We start from the raw sequence: 17,912 nt of genomic DNA, 5'->3' as shown, positions 1-17,912 counted from the left end.
TGCTCACACCGCACTCAGGTCCGGTAGATGTCCGGCCGGTGGATTTCCATGAACAAGTCGGGAGACTTCAGTGGCGTGAACCCGTAGCGCCTGTACAAATCGTGAGCATCACGGGTCGCGAGTACGAAGCGCCTCAGACCCTGTAGATCGGGATGCGCGAGCACCGCCTCCATCAGGATTTTCGAGTAGCCAAGACCGTGGTAGTCCCCGTCGACGAACACATCGGCGAGATAGGCGAAGGTAGCGCGGTCGGTGGTGACCCGCGCGAACGCGACCTGCCGCGTACCAATGAAACCGGCAAAGCCGATCGAGTGTTCGAGCGCCCGCCGCAGCGTCTCCATCGGCACGCCGGCCGCCCAATAGGACTGCTCGCTGATCCAGCGATGGACCTGGACGAGGTCCATTTCGCCGACTTCGGTCGAAATGCGCAATTCGTTCACGGTTTCGAGTTCCGGACGAGCGGCTTAGTCATCGTACTCAGTCGGCAGCCGATACACCGAGATTCGGGGCCCATTGCGCGAGCGCGGCAATGATCGTGGACAGTTCGTCGTCACTGTGCGCGGCGCTGAGACTGATACGAACCAAACTCAATCCGGAGGGAGTCGCCGGCGGCACCATCAGATTGGTGTAGACACCGGCATCGAACAGGCCGCGCCATAGCGCCTGCGCCGTATCGCGTTGGGAAAATACCAGGGCCGCAACCGGTCCCGGCGTGGCGGCGCCCAGCCGATAGCCGAGAGCGGCGGTCTGCGCATAGAACCGCCGCGCGTGCCCCATCAGCCGCTCGCGCAGATCCTGCCCGCTCAGTACGCGGCGCAGCGCCTGGTGCGTCGCCGCAATCACCGCCGGAGCCGGTGACGCGGTAAAGATGTAGGGCCGGCTGGCCAGGCGCAACAGTTCCAGATCGGCATGCCGACTCACGCAGAACCCGCCGATGCCCCCCAGGCTTTTGGAGAAGGTGCCGACAATGAAATCGACCTCGTCGAGCAGCCCGAGTTCTTCACACAGGCCCATGCCGCTGGCACCAAAGGCACCAAAGGAGTGGGCTTCATCCACCAACAGCCAGGCGCCATGACGCTTGCTGATTTCGACGATCTTGCGCAGCGGCGCACGGTCGCCGAGCGTACTGTAGAGACTCTCGACAACCACCAGCGTGCGCTTGGCGTCGTCGCCGAGTCGCGCCAGCCTGCGATCGAGATTGTCTGGATCGTTATGGCGAAAGCGGATGGTGGTCGCCGCACTGAGCTTGCAGGCGTCATGGATGCTGGCATGGCTGTCGCCGTCCACCATCAGGAAATCGTCGGCCCCCGCCAGCGCGGAAATCGCGCCCAGATTGGCCTGGTAACCGGTGGAGAACACGATGGCGGAAGGCCAGCCGAAGGCATCCGCCATCGCCTGTTCCAAGGCGCGGTGACCGGCATAGTTGCCACTGGCCATGCGCGACCCGGTGGTCCCGGTGCCGTGGGTTTCGATGGCCGCAATCGCCGCTGCGCGACATTCGTCGTCGAAGGTCAGGCCCAGGTAGTTGTTGGTGCCGGCCAGCACCATGCGCCGCCCGTCGATCGTCGCCGAGGTCGCCGAATGGATCACGCCCATCGGCGTGGCTAGCGACGCCACGCGTCCGTCGTCGGCAAGCGCCGTCTGCAACGCGCGCTGCGTTGCGAACTTGTCGAACAGGCTCAAGAGGACGAACCGATCAGGCGTCCGATTCCATCACGGAGTTCATTGACGGTGCGTGCCTGTGCCAGCACTTCCACCGGCACCGAAATATCCAGGCTGTCCTCGATCTCCATGATCATGTCCATGACCTGCACCGAATCCAAGCCGACCTCGCGCGCCAGATCGGCGTCGCCGTCCAGGCCCGCTGCATTCGGCTGAATCATCACCAGCGCGTCACGTACCGCGGCTTCGATCCTGACAGCGCTATCGCTGTCCGAACTGGAGGGTGCCGTCACGAAACCGCTGCCGAAGACTTGGCCGCCGTCCTTCGCCCTACGCTCACGAGGAAGCGCGGAGATTCCTTCAGGCGCTCGTCGGTATGACGCTCCAGGAACTCATTGCGTGCCCGGCTACGCGACAGCTTGCCGGAGGAGGTTCTCGGCAAGGTATGCGGCGGCACCAGTTCGATCAGGCACTGAATGCCGAACTCGGCGGAGATGCCCTCCTGCAGCCGCCCGGCCAGCGCCGCGAGCGCCTGGGGATCGGTCACCCGGCACTGCACGACCAGCACTGCGATTTCATTTTCATCGGCACCGGCGACCGAGAACGCCGAGGCGTCGGTGGGGCGAACCTCCGGCTGCTGCTCGGCGAGATGCTCAAGATCCTGCGGCCAGATGTTGCGGCCCTTGATGATCATCAGGTCCTTGGCACGACCGGTGATGTGCAGCTTGCCGTCGACGCGATAGCCAAGATCACCAGTATTGAGCCAGCCGTCTTCGGAGAGCACGTCCCGTGTCGCCTCCGGGTTGCCGAAGTAACCCGACATCACGCTGGCTCCACGCAGGTAGACCTGGCCGACATGACGATCCGTCAACGGCAGACCCTGCGGGTCACGAACCTCGACTTCGAAACCGGGCAAGGGTTTGCCGCAGTTGATGAACGCACGGCTACGCCCCTGGGAATCGGCGGCGTCCAGCGGATGCGCCTGCGCCTCGCCGGACAGCCGCTCGATGTCCACGCAATCGCTGCTGGCCCCCGCCGCCACTGGCGAAAAGCTCACCGCGAGCGCGCACTCGGCCATGCCGTAGCACGGCAGGAAGGCCGTGGCGCGGAAACCGGCCGGCGCCAGAACCTCGGCGAAATGGCTCAGCGAATCCGGGTGAATCATCTCGGCACCGACACCGGCCACGCGCCAGGCGGACAGGTCCAGGGCCGTGATGTCGGCCGGCCGCAGACGGCGTGCGCACAAGGTATATCCGAACGGCGGGCTGAACGAGATCGTGCTGCGATTGCGTGAAATCAGCTTGAGCCAAACGCGCGGACGCATCGCGAAATCGCGCGTCGGCAGATAGTCCACGGAGCGCTGCATGGCGACGCAGCCGAGCACGATGCCGACCAGTCCCATGTCGTGATAGAACGGGAGCCAGGAGCAGAAGCGGTCGTTCTCGTCGAGCGGAAAGCCGTCGTTGAAGATGGCATGCAGATTGGCCATCACCGCGGACTGCGGAATCATCGTACCGCGCGGAAAACGCGTGCTGCCCGAGGTGTACTGCAGATAGGCCAGCTCCGACGGAGCCGGCGGCGCGGGCAGCTCGTCCAGCGCCTCGAGCGCCATGAAGTCGTCCATCGTGCCGGTCAGCGCCATCGGCAGACCGGTCGTGGCCTCGCTCAGAAAGCCGATGAACTCGGAAGGCGCAAAAGCGGCCACGGCTTGGCAATCGCCAACCAGCTGGCGCAGATGGCGCACATAGGCTTCATGGCCGCCCAGATGCACCGAGGCCGGCACCGGCACCGGCACCAGGCCCGCATACTGGCAAGCGTAGAACATCACGGCGAAGTCGGGGTGGGTGTGGGCCACCAGCGCCACGCGCTGACCGCGCTCCCAGCGCGCCAGGCGCAGCGCCAGCGCCCGGGCGCGGCTGCGCAGCTCGCGATAGGGCAAAGCCACGGAGAGTTCACCACGACCGTCGTAGAAGTTGAACCCGGCCTCGCCTTGCGCCGCATAGTCCAATGCCTCTGCCAGCGTCGAGAAGTCGGCGCTGCGCAGCGGAATTCCACTGATCGTCGCTGTAGGAGCGCCCCCGGGAAGAACTGTCTTCACCGCGTGACCCCGATCCTGCTGCATTTCTTCTTTCACAAAAACATCCCCGAACCGGCTCCTGTCGACATTAAGACGTCCCCCCGAACGCTTGAAATCGCGCAAAAATGTAATGCTCGCGCAACTTCAATGCAAGAATTGTGTCGTGTTTATAGGGTACCCGCGATTTCCCGTGGGCGACATTGTGATCGTCACCGACCGGAAAGGTTCAATCGGCGCTGATTCCCACTCGTCCCGAGGCATCCAGAAACCTTGCCAAGGCTCGAAGACTCGGGTGATCGAACAGGTCGACGACCTCGACACGCTGCGGATAAGCCAGATCGATCGCCTCGTGAAGGCGCGCCAGGCTCAGTGAGCTGAGATTGATCTCGAGCAAATTGGTATCGGCCGCGATGTCCCGATCGGGGATCACTTGCGCACAAATCGTCAACAAATTTTGCAGGCATGCAGAATTTGCAGGGTCTTCGATCCGTGGATCCGCAGTTCCCGGACCCACCGCCATCAGCGGCTCCAGTTCAGTCATCACTGCGTCGAATTCGCCCCGTTCGAACGCCCTGGCCAGGGCATAGCGTTGCAACTTTCCGCTGGTGGTTTTGGGCATACGCGCCACCGGCAGCACCTGGGCCACCTCCAGACCGGTCTGGAGATTGATCGCGCGCCGCAACGCCAGCGCCGTGGGCACCAGATCGGCGGCGGGCGCACGGTGCAGCACGAACAACACGAGCGCCTCGGCGTCGCCGCGACGCACACCGACCGCCGCTACCTTGTTGGTCTCGATGCCGGGCACGCTTTCGGCGATGCGTTCCAGGTCGTGCGGATAGTAGTTCTGGCCGCCGATGAAAATGATGTCCTTGGCGCGGCCGGTGATGACCAGTTGCCCCTCGTCAATCAGTCCGATGTCGCCGGTGTCCAGCCAGCCATCGGCGGCACGAGCCGACGCGCTGGCGGCCTCGTCGCCGTGGTAGCCGGCGGTGACATTGGCGCCACGAATCTGCACGTGCCCGGGTGCACGCACCGCGCAGGCCCGACCGGCGTCGTCGACCACGCGCAGCTGTGTTCCCGGCACGGCCCGCCCGAGTTTGACGAATGCGGCGGCGTGAACATGACTCGCCTCCACCGTCGTGGCCACCTCACCGATCTTCAGAGACGAGCGGTCCAGATACAGCACCTCGGTCGCCGCGCCGGGGCGCGGAAAGCTCACGGCCAGACTGGCTTCGGCCAGACCGTAGACCGTGAACATGCTGTGCGGATTCAGGCCGTGCGGCGCCAGGGTCTCGACGAAGCGATGGCACAGTTCAGCGGAAATCGGCTCCGCTCCGTTGAAGATCAGTCGCACCGCCGACAGGTCCAGCCCTGTCGGGCGCTTCGCCTCGTACTGCTTGAGGTAGTGCTGATAGCCGAAGTTGGGCGAACACAGCACCGTGGCGCGGCGCCGGCTCGCCAGTTCCAGCCACAGCAGCGGCCGGCGCGCGAACAGATCGGTGCGCATGATCAGGTGGCTCACGCCGCAAGCCAGCATGTTCAGATGAAAGCCGATCAAACCCATGTCGTGCGACAGCGGCATCCAGCTCAAGGCGATGTCGCGGTCAGTGAACGCCGCGGCTTCGCGGATCGAACCGATATTCGCGCAGACATTGCCGTGGCTCAGCATCACGCCCTTGGGCTCGCTGGTGGAACCCGAGGAATACTGGATGAAGGCCAGATCCCCAGGGGCCGGATCCAGCGGCCGGCCCGGCGCCCCGACAATATCCAGCTGCGCGTGAATCAGGGCGCGCGCGAACAGTGCCCGGCCGCCATCATCGGGTTCCCGCGCGGCGGCGGACGCCTGCAAGCGTTCCAGCGTGTGCGCATCGCTGTAGACCCATGCCCGCTCGAACTGGGCGAAAACCCGAAACAGCTTGCGCCGGTTTTCGTCGCCGCTGCCGGCCGCCAGCGGCACCGGGATGATGCCGCCGAGCAGGCAGGCCCAGAACATTTCCAGCAATCGCTCGTTGTCGGCCACGAACAGAATCATGGCGTCACCTGCCCGAATATCGCGGCCTTGCAGGGCGCCGAGCACGCCCAGGGCGCGCTGGCGCAGCCGCGCGAAGCTCAGCGTGCGCTGATTGTCCTCGGCGTCGACGAACACGATTTCCCGGTCGTCGCGCCCATTGGCGTCCAACGCCGAGACTAGGGTCTGGAATCGCGGCATGCAGTTTCTCAACGCGCCACCGGCCGCATCTGCAGGTCCTGGCGCGTGCGTAGATTAATCAGGAATTCGGGTTCCGGTGTGGTGGAACCGCAATATTCTAACCGCAATCGGCGGGCAACCAGGATCAGATGCGCCGCCATTTCCGACATGGCGAAGCCTTCACCGATGCAATGCCGCGGGCCGGCCGAGAACGGCAGGAAGGCAAAGCGGTGCCGGTCGGTCGCCTCCTCAGGGGCGAAACGCCGCGGCTGGAATACCTCCGGCTCGTGCCAGTGCGCAGGATCACGGTGCAGCAGATAAGGGCAGATGAAGATGTCGGTGCCCGCCGGCACAGCGTAGGCGCCGATGCTGTCGTCGCGCAGGGCGCGGCGGCTGAACAGCCAGACGGGCGGATACAGCCTCAGGGCTTCCTCCAGTATCTGCGCCACCTCCGGCAGCTTCGCCGCCTCGGATGCGCTCAGCTCCGGCGCTAGCGCGTCCGCCGTTCGATGGAGCCCGGCCTCGACGTCCGGGTGCTGCGACAGCAGATACCAGGTCCAGTTGAGCGTGCTGGCCGTGGTTTCGTGGCCGGCAACGATCAGCGACATGATCTCGTCGAGCAGGGCGCGATCCGGCATCGCCTCGCCGGTATCGCGATCGCGGGTCTCCATCATCATCGACAGGAAATCGTGTTCGATACGCCCTTCCCGGCGCCGCCGTTCGATCGTCTCCCGCACCAGAGGCACCAGCGCACGAAACTGTGCAGCGAACGCGAGATCGCGCCGGCTTTGCCGCGTCAGCAGCGCGAACGGATTTTCACCGTGCGCGTCGATCAGCCGGTCCAGATCGCTGCTGATCAGGGAGCGCAGCACGATGGCCAGCGTGAGCTCGCTGAGCTCGCGCGTCAGGTTTATGGATTCGCCGCGCGCCGCCACCTCGGCCCAGCGTTCGACCAGGGCCAGATTCTCCCGCCGGATCAGCTCGGAGAAGCCGCGCAACACCTGGCTGTGAAACAGCGGCTGCATCATCCTTCGCTGCCGCATCCACAACGCGCCGTCACTGACGATCAAGCCGTTGCCGAGCAGCATGCGAACCCGCTCCAGACCCACGCCCTTGGTGTAGTTGGCACGGTTGACCAGCAGTACCTGGCGGATATCGTCGGGGTGGTGAATGACCAGCGCATCCCGGGTTCGGGTAAGGGGGGAAACCCGGCAGATATTCCCGTAACGTGGCAGCCAGGCCTGCAACAGGCGCAGGCTTTCGCCATCGGCATCCAGATCGTGCCGTTGCGGAGGATTCGGCGCCAGTTGAATTTTGCTGACCGGGTCCATAGTTGCCTATACAACTTTTTTTCGAATCTTATGATAATTCGACGAAACGCGTAGGCCGATCATGCCGATCTCGCTGATGATTGCGGAAGTGTTTCTGCCCGAAAAGCTGCAGCTCGAATGGCTGGACGCCTTGCCGGAAGCACGCCGGAGCCAGCTTCTGGGCTGGCCGGACCGTCGCGCGCGCCAGCGCTCGCTGATCGCCAGCCGCCTGCTGCTCGAAGGGCTCCGGCGCCTGGGCCATCCGCCGGACGTGCTGGCGTCCCTGCACTATCCGGCCAGGGCCAAACCGCGGCTGCCGGGTCTGGGCCTGGATTTCAGCATCTCGCACTGCGAGGGGCTGGTTTTGTGCGGGCTGTCGGCGAGCGGGCCGCTCGGTGTCGACGTCGAGGCACCGGGCTCATGCACGGCCTCTGTTTTTCGTCGTTACCTGAGCGAGGCCGAACGGGCCTGGGCCGGCGACGATCCGAATCGCTTCGCCCGCCTGTGGACGCGCAAGGAAGCGATCGTCAAGGCGGACGGGACCGGCCTGGCCGGCCTGCACCGGGTCGTTCTCGACATCGACGGCCGCAGCGCGCAGCTCGACGGACAGACCTGGCATACCGCGGCACTGGAAGTCGGCAGCCAGCACATCGCCCACTTGGCGCGGCAAACGCCGGAACCACCGATACCGCCCGAGTCGCTGTCGCTGTCGCAGCTGCGTGCAGCCAGTCCGTAAGCAAGGCCGCCACGGACAGGCGTCGTTCGCCGCAGCTACGCTTGGCTTTCACAAGGATGTAAACTTGAAGTCTTCCGTACCCTTGATCTGATGACCCCGTCCGTGCAAAAACCAGAACGCGCGATCATTCTCAGTGCCGGCCAAGGCAGCCGCCTGCTACCACTGACCGAACAGATGCCCAAGTGCCTGATCGATATCAGTGGCCGCAGCATGCTCGAATGGCAGTTGCAGGGCCTGGCCGCCGTCGGCCTGCGCGAAACCGTCGTGGTCACCGGATTTCGTGCCGATCTCGTGGAAGAGGCGCTGCGCCGGATCACACCCGCCGGCCTGCGCGTGCGCACCCTGTTCAATCCGTTCTACAAACTCGCCGACAATCTCGCCAGCTGCTGGATGGTGCGCGAGGAATTCAAGGGCGGCTGCCTGCTGATCAATGGCGACACGCTGTTCGAAGCGGAAATCGCCCGCCGACTGGTGGCCTCGCCGGCGGCACCGATCACGGTGGCCATCGACCGCAAGCCGCGTTACGACTCCGACGACATGAAGGTCGAAACCGCGGGTGATCGCCTGCGCGCCATCGGCAAGACATTGGCCGCCGAGCAGGTCACCGGCGAATCGATCGGATTCCTGAGATTCGACGCCGACGGCGCCGCCTGCTTCGTCGACGAAATCGAACGCACGATGCGCACTGCGGAAGGTCCTGGCCTGTGGTACCTGTCGGCGATTCACAAACTCGCCAAGGCCGGCACGGACGTGCGTACCGCCCTGATCGAAGGTCTGCAGTGGGGCGAACTCGACTTCCAGGCTGATCTGGTGCGTGCACGCGCGCTGACCGCGGGCTGGCTCGGCAACAACGATGTCAGCGGCGCTCAGGCCGCCGCGCTTATCGCCTGAGGTCCGTTCCGGAATCTGCTGCGATCAAACGCAGCACCCGTTCCAGATCCCGCGGTTTGTCCACGTCAACGGCAGCACGCCCGTCGTTCATTTCGACGATGGCCAGTTTGGCTCCACCCGCCAGTCGTCCCAGCCGTTCGATGGCGGCGGCGAGACCGAGCCTGCCGAAGCGATAACGCAGCGCGAACAGCCAACCCAGCCGACCGATCATCCTCAGTGGCTTCTTGCGCTCGCTTTCGAGCTGACGCCAGAACCGGACCACGTCGCTGGCCGCCGGCCGTGCCAGCAGGAACAGATTGCAGCCTGAAAACTCGCCGTCGGTAAAGCGCAGATAGGTGCGCTGCGTGTCCGGCACCGCCGCTTGCACCTGTTCGCGGCGCGCCATCGCCACCACCGCATCGGCGTCGGCAGGACAGGCCGCGAGGAATTCGTCGATCCACTGCGCTTGCAGCAGAGCATGATCGGCAGTGGTGACGAGCATCGGCGTGCCTTCCCCGCGCAATGCGGCGGCGACGGTGGCGCTGGGGCCCTCGCCGGTCGACATCAGCGTCAGCGACTTGTCGCCGGCCGCAGCGCGCAGTTCCGGATGTTCGCTCAACAGATCGGGGGCATCGATCGCGATGATGATGCGCTCCACCGACGACGACTGCGCCAGGGCCGCGACCACGCGTTCGATCATGCTGCGACCGTGAATTTCGATCAGCGCCTTGTGGCCGACGTCGGCCGCGGCAGCCATTGGATCGCCACCGCTGCGTGTACCGGCCAGCACCAGCGCCGTCAACGGCTTCACGCGAGCACTTTTTCGTAGAGGCGATAGGTCTTGTAGGCGTCGGCGCCCAAGGACTCAATGATGTGCCGCATCGCCAGATTGTCTTCGAGGATCCAGGACAGCTCGACCTTCTGCACACCGTCGGCGCGCAGGCCTTCGCGCATTTTATCGATGACCAGAAACGGCGCCATGCCGCCGATCAGGCTGCCGCTCAAACTGCGGCGGATGCCCATCAGCGGCACACGCGCGCTGCGCACGCCACGCTTGAGCCGCCATAGCAACTTGACCCAATTGAAGGGCAGCAACTTGCCGTGGAAGTCGGTAATCAGCTCGTTGAGGTTCGGCAGCGTGATGCCGAAGCCGACGGCTTCGCCGTTCATTTCCACGATCGCCACCCACTTCGGATCGATCAGCGGCTTGAGGCTCTTCGCCATGTGCGCGATCTCGGCCTCGGTGAACGGCACGAAGCCCCAGTTTTCCGACCAGGCGTCGTTGAAGATCGCGGTGACGGTATCGAACTCCTGGTAGTAGCGGGACTTGTCGAGGTTGCGCACGCTCATCGCCGCCGGCTTGCGCCGATCGATCATGCGGCGCGCCGCCTTCGGCAGCTCGTGCTCGATGTCGTACATGTAGGCGATCACGTCCTTGGCCTTGGCGTAGCCCTGCTCCTCGACGCGGGCCGGCGCATAGCGCGGATCGTGCGGCATCATCAGCACCGGCGGCGTGTCGTAGCCGTCGATCAGCAGACCGGTCTCCTCATTGATCGACAGGCTGAACGGCCCGATCACGCGGCGCTTGCCGCGTGCGCGTAGCCAGGCCTCGGCGGCTTCGAACAGGGCTGCGAACACCGCTGCGTCGTCTTCGGCCGCGAGCATGCCGAAATGGCCGACCTCCGGATCCTTCACCAGTTGATCGACCTGTGCGCTGATACGCCCGACATCCTGCCCATCGCGGCAGGCCAGCCAGAACTGGCTTTCGGCGTGCGCAAAATACGGATTCTTCTTCGGTGACAGGGCTTCGCGCCGCTCCAGCAGCAACGGCGGTACGAACTGCGGATCGTTCGCAAACAAGCGCATGGGCAATCTGATGAAACGGTCCAGCTCGGCCGGTGAGTTCACCGGCACAATTTCGATGCGGCTCATCGAGCCTCCGGTCGTGGGCGTCGGGGGGACAGAAATCCATGCCAGGCAGTTCGCGCCGAGTGCCAGGCCAGGGTCAGGCCCTGCCAGGCGGTCACCGCGTACAGGCCTGCGGCACCCGCACCGGACAGCAAGGCCAGGGCCATGATCGTCATGGTGATATTGCGGCGTGCGATGAAGCTGCGTGCGCGCTCGTCCAGGCGCCCGGCGGCGTGCAGGGCGAAACCGATGCGGTGCCGGGCGATGCCCAGCACGATGCGATCAGCCACGTAGAAGATGATCAGCCAGACCGCGAGCTGATACAGCGGCGCGTCCGGCGTGTGCGCTCCCAGGCCCCAGGCCCAGGCGAAGTACCAGAACGGCGGATGCACCTGGTCCAGTCCGTGGTCGAGCAGGTTTCCGATCTTCGAATCGGTGAGCGTCACGCGCGCGACCTTGCCGTCCACGCTGTCGAGCACGCTCATCGCGTAGGCACAGATGAACCCGGCCAGGAAGTCGCCACGCGCAAACAGCGGCACCGCCGCGAACGCCAGCACGATCGACAGCACCGTCACGGTATTGGGATGAATGCGCCAGCGCGTACAGAACCGCACCAGCGGCCACACCAGTGGCGGGAACACCCAACGCGTCAGCAGATCAGTCGAGCCCTTGTAATTGTCCCAGAACATCCGCCGTTCCAGACGCCGCCGCGTCGGCACATCGTCCACGGCGTAGATCCAGTACGGCAGGAAGCGGCGCAGCTTATCGACATAGGCCGGAAACGCATGGTCGCCGAGCAGCGTGATGCGCCCGGCCGCCAACAAGGCATCGGCAACCTCGCACAGGTTTGCAGCCTGCGGCGGTATCGACTCGGCCTGCGCCGGGCTCAGGCGCAGCACCACCGCGCGCATGGTGCCCTCGCCTCGCGATGCCACCACGTCCTCGCCGCTGTCCAGCAAATATCGGATCAGGCGTGGGTCGATCGCATTGGCGGCATCGACTGCGACCAGCGCCTCACCCTGCCCCAGCGCGCGGCGCAGACGGGTACCGAGCGCGGACGTATCGACATCCCTGCGGGCACCGATCCAAGCCGGACTCTCGTCGACGGGCCCGGACAGGATGACGTCTTCGGACGAAACCAGCTTGGCGATGCTGCGGCGCAAGCGTTCCAATGGAGGCAGTCCGAACAGCGCCTGAGCGCGCGCCTGGGCGCCGGTTTCGATCCAGAGCCTCACAGCCGATCGCGCGTCCGCACTCGCAGCAGCCCGATCGTGATGAACAGCAGCGGCGCGGCCAGCGCCGCAAACAGTGGCGGAAGCTGCCCGCCGCTGCCGAGCGCGGCGACGAGCCCGTCGCACAGCATGAACGCGAGCCCGAGCCCCAGCCCCGTGAGCATCTCGCCCCCACCGCCGCCACGCGGCAAGGCCAGCGCCGAAGGCACTGCGAGCAGCAGCATGACGAACGCGCCGAACGGCGCCGTGAATGACCGGTACAAGACGGTTTTGTAATAGCGGAGCGGCTGGGTGCCGACGCGGCTGCCGGCAATCGTATCGGCCAGCATCATACTCGACAGTTGGGGTCTGGCAAGTTCGAGTCGTGTCACATCATCGGGACGCAAATTGCTGTTCCACAAACGATGATCCAGCTCTTCGCGCATGAGCTTGTGGCCCGTGAGACGCAACTCGTGCACGCTTTCGAGCCGCCACTGTCCGTTTTGCCATTGCGCGGCATCGGCCAAGATGCGTCCGCGCAGGCGCCCATCGTCCGCAAGCTCGTAGATCCGCACATGCCGCAGGCTGCGGCCATCCGGCGCGCCGTGCTCGAACGACACCGGCCCGTTGCGGGTATGCGCCCATAAGGGTTCGACCTTGATGTCCTCGACTGGCGTGGTCGCGTCCCACCAGCGTTTGAGTTCGGCTTCGGCCTGCGGCAGCACCGCCTGGCTGAGCGCGAAATGCGCGGCCGCCATCACCAGCGGCACCGGCAACAACCACAGATAGAGTTTGCCCAGGCTCACGCCGGCCGCGCGCATCGCCGTGATCTCGTGCTGCCGCGCCATCGCATGAAACGCCGAGACCGTGCCGAGCAGCACCGCCAGCGGCAAGGCCACGACCACTTCGGATGGGGTGCGCAACATCGCATAATGGACCAGGCCGCGCAGCCCCAGCCCGCGGTCAAGCACATCGGTGGTGACGTCGAGCAGTTCGAGCACCTGCATCAGCGCCGTCAGGGCCACGAGCAGACCCAGTATCTGAATCGACAGGCGTCCGCGCAGATAGCGCGCCAGGACACAGTTCATGCGGGGCGCCGACGGCGACGCGGACGCAAGCCGCCGATGATGCCTTCGAACCCGGCTTCGATCGCCGCCAGCGCGCGCGTCACGGGGTTGTCGCCCGGCCAGGCCAGGCTGCTGCGAAACAGCCACAGGCCGAGCCCGGCGAAAACCAGTGGCGGCGTCCATACCGCCGGCAAGGCATCGGCACGCCCGCTTTCGGCCAGACTCTCCCCGAACTGCATCGCGTGGTTCAAGGCCAGCAGCGCGAGGCTTGCGAAGACCACGCCCGGCGCACGCCGCCCACGCTTGGAGGCCATGCCCAGAGGCAGCGCGAACAAGGGCAGGAGCGGCAACACCAGCGCCCGGGCGAGGCGACCATGAAATTCAGCCGCAGCTTCGCCGCGCGCGCCGCTCGATCGCATGTCCTGTCGCAGCTCGGCCAGGGTGCGCTCCCGGACGGAATCGCCGCGCGTCCGGAACGGCGGCGCGGCCGGCGTGAAGTCCTCATCGATCAGCGCACGCTGGAAACTCAGCGTGGAGAGCCGTTGCGCCGATTCTTCCCGCACGATCAGCCCGTCTTCCAGAGTCAGCAGCAATCGCGTCCCGTCATCGGACGGAACCAGCCGACCGCGCGGTGCCGTGGTGATCTGCTCACGACCCGCATCGATGTGCTCGACAAAGATGTCCTCCAGACCGCGTCCGTCCGCGTCCACTGTTTTCGCCGTAAAGACCAGCCCCTTGCCGGTGTCGATGAAGCGGCGATCCTCGATCTTGGCATCCCAGCCGGTGTGCAGCGCCGCGTCCATCGCCAGGTGATAACCGTAGCGGCTCAGGGGTTGCAGGCTTGCGAACAGGTACAGGCTGAGCAGACTCAGCAGGATCGCCACACCGAAGAACGGCACCGCGATCCGGGCGATCGAGCGGCCGGTCGCCAGCATCACATCCAGTTCGTTGTCGTCCCCCAGGCGGGCCACCGCCATGAAGATCGCTGCGGTGAAGGCCATCGGCACGGCGAGCCCGAGATAGTGCGGCACCAGATTGGCCGCCATCAGCAGCACCGTGGACAGCGGCGCGCCGGCCGAAGCCGCGAGGTCGAACAGCCGCAGCAGGCGCTCCAGCAACTGCGCCAGCAGCAGGGTCGCCAGCGCCAGGGCGAACGGGCCTGCGAACAGGCGCAGCGTGTAGAAATCTAGCCGATTGGGCACGAACCGATCCGATCCGAAGCGGCGCACTCAGCCATCGGCGCGCCGCCAGGCCTCGCGCAGACGCGCCAGCAGCTCATCGCGGTCGGCGCCTTGCGGACTCACCGCCACGTCCAGCGCCGGCGGCCCCGGCCAACCGGCATCCGGGTACTCCGTGCCTGCCAGGCTGCGTACGCCGTCATAACGAGGAATGACGTGAAAATGCACATCGGGATCGACCATCATCAGCATCAGGTAGTTGATGCGCTGATAGTCGCTGACAGCCTTGAGCGTCGGTTCCACGCGGCTAACGATGTTGCGCAAGTCGGTATAGGCCGCCGCGCTGAGTTCGGAGAAGGCCTGCACCGGTTCGCGGCACACCAGCACCAGCGATCCCAGCGTCGGCTGCTTGGGGCGCAGCAGCACGGTCCAGTGCGCGGTCTGTGCGATGCGGGTTTCGGGGTCGCCGAATTTGCTTTCTGTCGGGTTGCTCATCGGATATCGATCTCGGCCAAGAAGTTCGTCGCGGGCTGCGCAGGGTGCCGTAGCCGCCGACCGGTGACCAGCCCCGCGCCGCTTCCAGGCAAGGCAGGGATCATGGCAGGCACAGCACATAGCGTGCCGTGCCTGCGAAGGTCTGCGTCTGCGGCGTCCAGCGCCGTACGTCGACTTCCAGACGTTTGCGACCCGCCTCTTCGTACAGGCACAGTCGATGCCAGCGAGCACCTTCGTCCCGCGGATTCGGCACCGCCGACGACGATGGCACGCACACACAGGGGATCGGGGCGCCGGGCCCGGCAACACTGTCCAGGCGCGCATCGCGTGCATGGCCGTGCAGTATCAGCTCGGCGCCGACGCGCCGCAGTACCGCTTGCAGGCCGGCGCGGTCGCGCAGCGCCTTGCGCCAGGACACGGCGCCGTCGGCGACCGGATGGTGAAGGAGCACAACACGCGTGCGGCCGGCCTTGCCCTCCTCCTTCAGCAGCTGTTCCAGACGAGCGAGCTGATCGCTGCCGAGAGCCCCCTGCGCCAGCAGCGGGGCGGTCGGCAAGGCCGAGTTCAGGCCGATCAGGGTGACGCCCTGATGCCGGTGCACCGTCGGCCAACCGGCCTCGGCCCGCATCCACGGCGCCAGGTGATCGATGCCCTGCGTCGCGACCACCGGCACCAGGGCGTCGTGGTTGCCGGGCACCAGACTGAGCCGAGCGGCCGGCACCAGGGCTTCCAGCCACTGCGCCGCCTGACGGAATTCGTCCGGCAGGGAAAAATTGGTGAGATCGCCGGTCACCGCCACATGTTCGATGTCCGGCGATCGCAGGTCGCTGGCCAGCGCATCGAGAATTTCCGGGCGGTGCAGCAGCTTGCGCCGGCGCCATGACCAGACGCTGAGCTGGCGTTTGCTGAAGTGTTGCCACAGCGACAGCGCCGGCTCGAACGGCAGGTGCAGGTCCGAGACATGCGCAAACGTGAAGCTGTTCATCGATAATGGCGGTCTACGTTTCGAATCGGCCGATCATGCCAAATCTCCGCCCGGCGGCGTGCAACGCCCCCGCAATCCTGTGCGCTCCGTGAGCACCGCAGAGGCCTCCGCCATCAGCGCCGGGATCGTCGGCGAGTCTGCGCTGCGCGTGTGGGGATTGAGTCCACAGCAACGCATCGGCCGACAGCTGGCACGAATCGGCGTGCCGCTCGGGGCTGCCGCCCCCGGTGGCGGACAGGTGCTGCTGCTGCGCGCCGACTGGGTTTACGACGATGTGCTCCTGCGCGGTCTGGCCGAGGCCGAGGGCGATCTCGCCCTGCTTGGGGATGACGGCGCGCCAGTGGCACTACGGCTGGCCGCGTCCGCAGCCGATGAGGGCCGCGCGCTGCTGGCCGAACGACGCGCGCCCGATTCGATCCCTACCGTCACCGCCGCCACGCTCGGCAGCGCCTACAACGACGTGCTGCGCAAACGCGAAGCACCCTACCTGTTGCCGCTGAACGCCGGGAACCATGCGGCGGTCGAGAAGCGCATCTTTGGCGGCGCCTACAAGGGCGTCACCGATCTGGTCACCCTGTACCTGTGGCCGCGCCCGGCGCGCGCCGTGACGCATTGGTGCGCCCGACTCGGCATCAGCCCCAACCAGGTCACCAGTCTCAGCCTGTTGCTGGTCCTGCTGGCGATGTACGGGTTCTGGACCGGCCATTACGTGCTGGGCCTGCTCGCCGCCTGGCCGATGACCTTTCTCGACACCGTGGACGGCAAGCTGGCACGCGTCACCGTGCGCTCCTCGCCATTCGGGAATGTGTTTGACCACTCCATCGATCTGATCCATCCACCGTTCTGGTGGTGGGCCTGGCTCGTGGGCCTGCCGGCCGCCGGCTTCAGCCTGCCGCAGGCATCGCTGGTGCTCGGCGTGATCGTTGCAGGCTATGTGCTGCAACGGCTCGAAGAAGGTCTGTTCATCACCTGGATCGGCATGGAGATGCACGTGTGGGAGCGCTTCGACAGCCGCTTCCGGCTGATCACCGCGCGTCGCAATCCGAACCTGCTGCTGCTGACCGCATCGGTGCTGTTCGGCCGGCCCGATCTGGGCATACTCGCGGTCGCGGTCTGGACCGTGCTGTGCCTGATCGTCCACGCGCTGCGTCTGATCCAGGCCCTGCTCGCAAAACGCCGGGGGCCGCTGCGTTCCTGGCTCGCATCGGCGCCATGAGCGACACCATCGAGTCCCTGCTCGATGCCGAGCTGGGCCGCGATGCACCCGAGGCCGCTGTGGAACTGGCGCGGCAGTTGGGCGAACGGTCCGGCGGCGGTGCGGCGGCGGTGCTGTTCTACGGCTCCGCACTGCGCGACGCGGCACTTGATGGCGTGCTCGATTTCTACATCCTGCTCGACCGTTGCGCCGACTGGCCAGCGCCCGCGACGGCGACCCTCGCCAACCGTCTGCTGCCTCCGAACGTGGGCTACATCGAGACCGAACTCGGCGGACAGACACTACGGACCAAGTACGCGGTGATGAGCTTGGCGCAGTTCCGCAAGGCGATGTCCGTTCGCGCGGTCGACACCACACTCTGGGCGCGTTTCTCACAGCCCAGCGTCTGCCTCTACGCACGCAGCGAATCGGACCGGCAAGACGTCCGGGATGCGGTGCGGGCGGCCACCCTCACCGCCGCGCAATGGGCCGCCGCGCTCGGACCCGAACGCGGCAAGGCACTCGACTACTGGCGCGCGCTGTATGCGCGCACCTACCAGGCGGAACTGCGTGTGGAACGCAGCGATCGCGGCGCCGATCTGGTGGCCCGTGATGCGGCGCGCTACGCCGCACTGCTGCCCGCCGCCTGGCGCGCTGCCGGCGTCGATTTCGATCAAGATGGTGATTGGCTACTGACGCGATTCAGCCCAGCCGAACGCACCGCCGCCGGACGCCGCTGGGCCTTGCGCCAACGGCTGGGACGTCCGCTCAACGCGCTGCGCCTGATCAAGGCAGCCGGCACCTTCGACAACGGCATGGACTACATCGCCTGGAAGGTCGAACGTCACTCCGGGTACCGCATGGAGCCGACGGAATTTCAGCGGCGGCATCCTGTTCTGGCGGCACCGGCCTTGTATCTGCGGCTGCGCCGCAACGGCGTGCTGCGTTAGGAACGTTCGTCGACCTGATCCGACATCCCAAGAACGGGTGGCGAGTAGCCCGGATGAAGCGCAGCGGAATCCGGGAACCG

Annotated in this window: 17 protein-coding genes; 4 read left to right on the top strand and 13 right to left on the bottom strand. The window is 65.9% G+C overall.

Annotated features, from left to right (window positions below):
* Positions 1-14: 14 nt before the first annotated feature.
* The 6 genes from RM530_RS15630 to RM530_RS15605 all read right to left on the bottom strand — a co-directional run bounded on the left by RM530_RS15630 (position 15) and on the right by RM530_RS15605 (position 7,258).
* Positions 15-404, bottom strand: a complete 390-nt coding sequence (locus RM530_RS15630; protein ID WP_349256260.1) for a GNAT family N-acetyltransferase — start codon at positions 402-404, stop codon at positions 15-17.
* A gap of 73 nt (positions 405-477) precedes the next feature.
* Positions 478-1,683 carry a serine palmitoyltransferase gene (spt, locus tag RM530_RS15625; RefSeq protein WP_311366191.1) on the bottom strand — a complete coding sequence of 402 codons (1,206 nt, stop codon included), beginning with the start codon at positions 1,681-1,683 and terminating at the stop codon, positions 478-480.
* The gene (locus tag RM530_RS15620) at positions 1,680-1,955 is read right to left on the bottom strand and encodes an acyl carrier protein (RefSeq protein ID WP_311366190.1); all 276 of its coding nucleotides are present in this window, start codon (positions 1,953-1,955) and stop codon (positions 1,680-1,682) included. Before RM530_RS15620 ends, spt begins: the two co-directional genes overlap by 4 nt.
* On the bottom strand, positions 1,952-3,760 hold the full coding sequence (locus RM530_RS15615; protein ID WP_311366189.1) for a fatty acyl-AMP ligase: 1,809 nt from the start codon (positions 3,758-3,760) through the stop codon (positions 1,952-1,954). The genes RM530_RS15620 and RM530_RS15615 overlap by 4 nt, the downstream gene beginning before the upstream one ends.
* 205 nt (positions 3,761-3,965) lie before the next feature.
* Positions 3,966-5,948: a non-ribosomal peptide synthetase gene (locus RM530_RS15610; RefSeq protein ID WP_311366188.1), complete on the bottom strand. Its 1,983-nt coding sequence runs from the start codon at positions 5,946-5,948 to the stop codon at positions 3,966-3,968.
* An 8-nt stretch (positions 5,949-5,956) separates the two neighbouring features.
* A complete protein-coding gene (locus RM530_RS15605; protein ID WP_311366187.1) occupies positions 5,957-7,258 on the bottom strand; it encodes a cytochrome P450 in 1,302 nt (433 codons plus the stop codon).
* A 61-nt stretch (positions 7,259-7,319) separates the two neighbouring features.
* Between RM530_RS15605 and RM530_RS15600 the strand changes: the two genes are divergently transcribed.
* Together RM530_RS15600 and RM530_RS15595 are read left to right on the top strand one after the other, a co-directional pair.
* Positions 7,320-7,973 carry a 4'-phosphopantetheinyl transferase family protein gene (locus RM530_RS15600; protein ID WP_311366186.1) on the top strand — a complete coding sequence of 218 codons (654 nt, stop codon included), beginning with the start codon at positions 7,320-7,322 and terminating at the stop codon, positions 7,971-7,973.
* A gap of 102 nt (positions 7,974-8,075) precedes the next feature.
* Positions 8,076-8,864 carry a phosphocholine cytidylyltransferase family protein gene (locus RM530_RS15595; RefSeq protein ID WP_311366185.1) on the top strand — a complete coding sequence of 263 codons (789 nt, stop codon included), beginning with the start codon at positions 8,076-8,078 and terminating at the stop codon, positions 8,862-8,864.
* Here RM530_RS15595 and RM530_RS15590 read toward each other — a convergent pair.
* The 7 genes from RM530_RS15590 to RM530_RS15560 form a co-directional block, all read right to left on the bottom strand.
* Positions 8,854-9,654, bottom strand: coding sequence for an NTP transferase domain-containing protein (locus RM530_RS15590; RefSeq protein WP_311366184.1), 801 nt, complete (start codon positions 9,652-9,654; stop codon positions 8,854-8,856). The two genes, RM530_RS15595 and RM530_RS15590, sit on opposite strands and share 11 nt — an antisense overlap.
* The gene (locus RM530_RS15585) at positions 9,651-10,775 is read right to left on the bottom strand and encodes a dATP pyrophosphohydrolase (RefSeq protein ID WP_311366183.1); all 1,125 of its coding nucleotides are present in this window, start codon (positions 10,773-10,775) and stop codon (positions 9,651-9,653) included. Before RM530_RS15585 ends, RM530_RS15590 begins: the two co-directional genes overlap by 4 nt.
* On the bottom strand, positions 10,772-11,986 hold the full coding sequence (locus RM530_RS15580) for a CDP-alcohol phosphatidyltransferase family protein (RefSeq protein WP_311366182.1): 1,215 nt from the start codon (positions 11,984-11,986) through the stop codon (positions 10,772-10,774). The genes RM530_RS15585 and RM530_RS15580 overlap by 4 nt, the downstream gene beginning before the upstream one ends.
* Positions 11,983-13,050, bottom strand: a complete 1,068-nt coding sequence (locus RM530_RS15575; RefSeq protein ID WP_311366181.1) for an LptF/LptG family permease — start codon at positions 13,048-13,050, stop codon at positions 11,983-11,985. Before RM530_RS15575 ends, RM530_RS15580 begins: the two co-directional genes overlap by 4 nt.
* Positions 13,047-14,231 (bottom strand): LptF/LptG family permease, encoded by a 1,185-nt coding sequence (locus tag RM530_RS15570; protein ID WP_311366180.1) that lies wholly within the window; start codon positions 14,229-14,231, stop codon positions 13,047-13,049. The genes RM530_RS15575 and RM530_RS15570 overlap by 4 nt, the downstream gene beginning before the upstream one ends.
* A 27-nt stretch (positions 14,232-14,258) precedes the next feature.
* Positions 14,259-14,702: an HIT family protein gene (locus RM530_RS15565; protein WP_311366179.1), complete on the bottom strand. Its 444-nt coding sequence runs from the start codon at positions 14,700-14,702 to the stop codon at positions 14,259-14,261.
* A gap of 100 nt (positions 14,703-14,802) precedes the next feature.
* Complete coding sequence (locus tag RM530_RS15560; protein WP_311366178.1) at positions 14,803-15,687, bottom strand: metallophosphoesterase family protein; 885 nt, start codon at positions 15,685-15,687, stop codon at positions 14,803-14,805.
* Between RM530_RS15560 and RM530_RS15555 the strand changes: the two genes are divergently transcribed.
* Both RM530_RS15555 and RM530_RS15550 read left to right on the top strand, forming a co-directional pair.
* Positions 15,674-16,903, top strand: coding sequence for a CDP-alcohol phosphatidyltransferase family protein (locus tag RM530_RS15555; protein WP_311366177.1), 1,230 nt, complete (start codon positions 15,674-15,676; stop codon positions 16,901-16,903). The genes RM530_RS15560 and RM530_RS15555 overlap by 14 nt on opposite strands.
* Positions 16,900-17,832, top strand: coding sequence for a hypothetical protein (locus tag RM530_RS15550; RefSeq protein WP_311366176.1), 933 nt, complete (start codon positions 16,900-16,902; stop codon positions 17,830-17,832). The genes RM530_RS15555 and RM530_RS15550 overlap by 4 nt, the downstream gene beginning before the upstream one ends.
* The last annotated feature ends 80 nt before the right edge of the window (positions 17,833-17,912 follow it).

This window comes from Banduia mediterranea, assembly GCF_031846245.1.
Classification (GTDB): Bacteria; Pseudomonadota; Gammaproteobacteria; order Nevskiales; family Nevskiaceae; genus Banduia; species Banduia mediterranea.
This window is presented reverse-complemented; position numbering and strand designations above follow the sequence as displayed.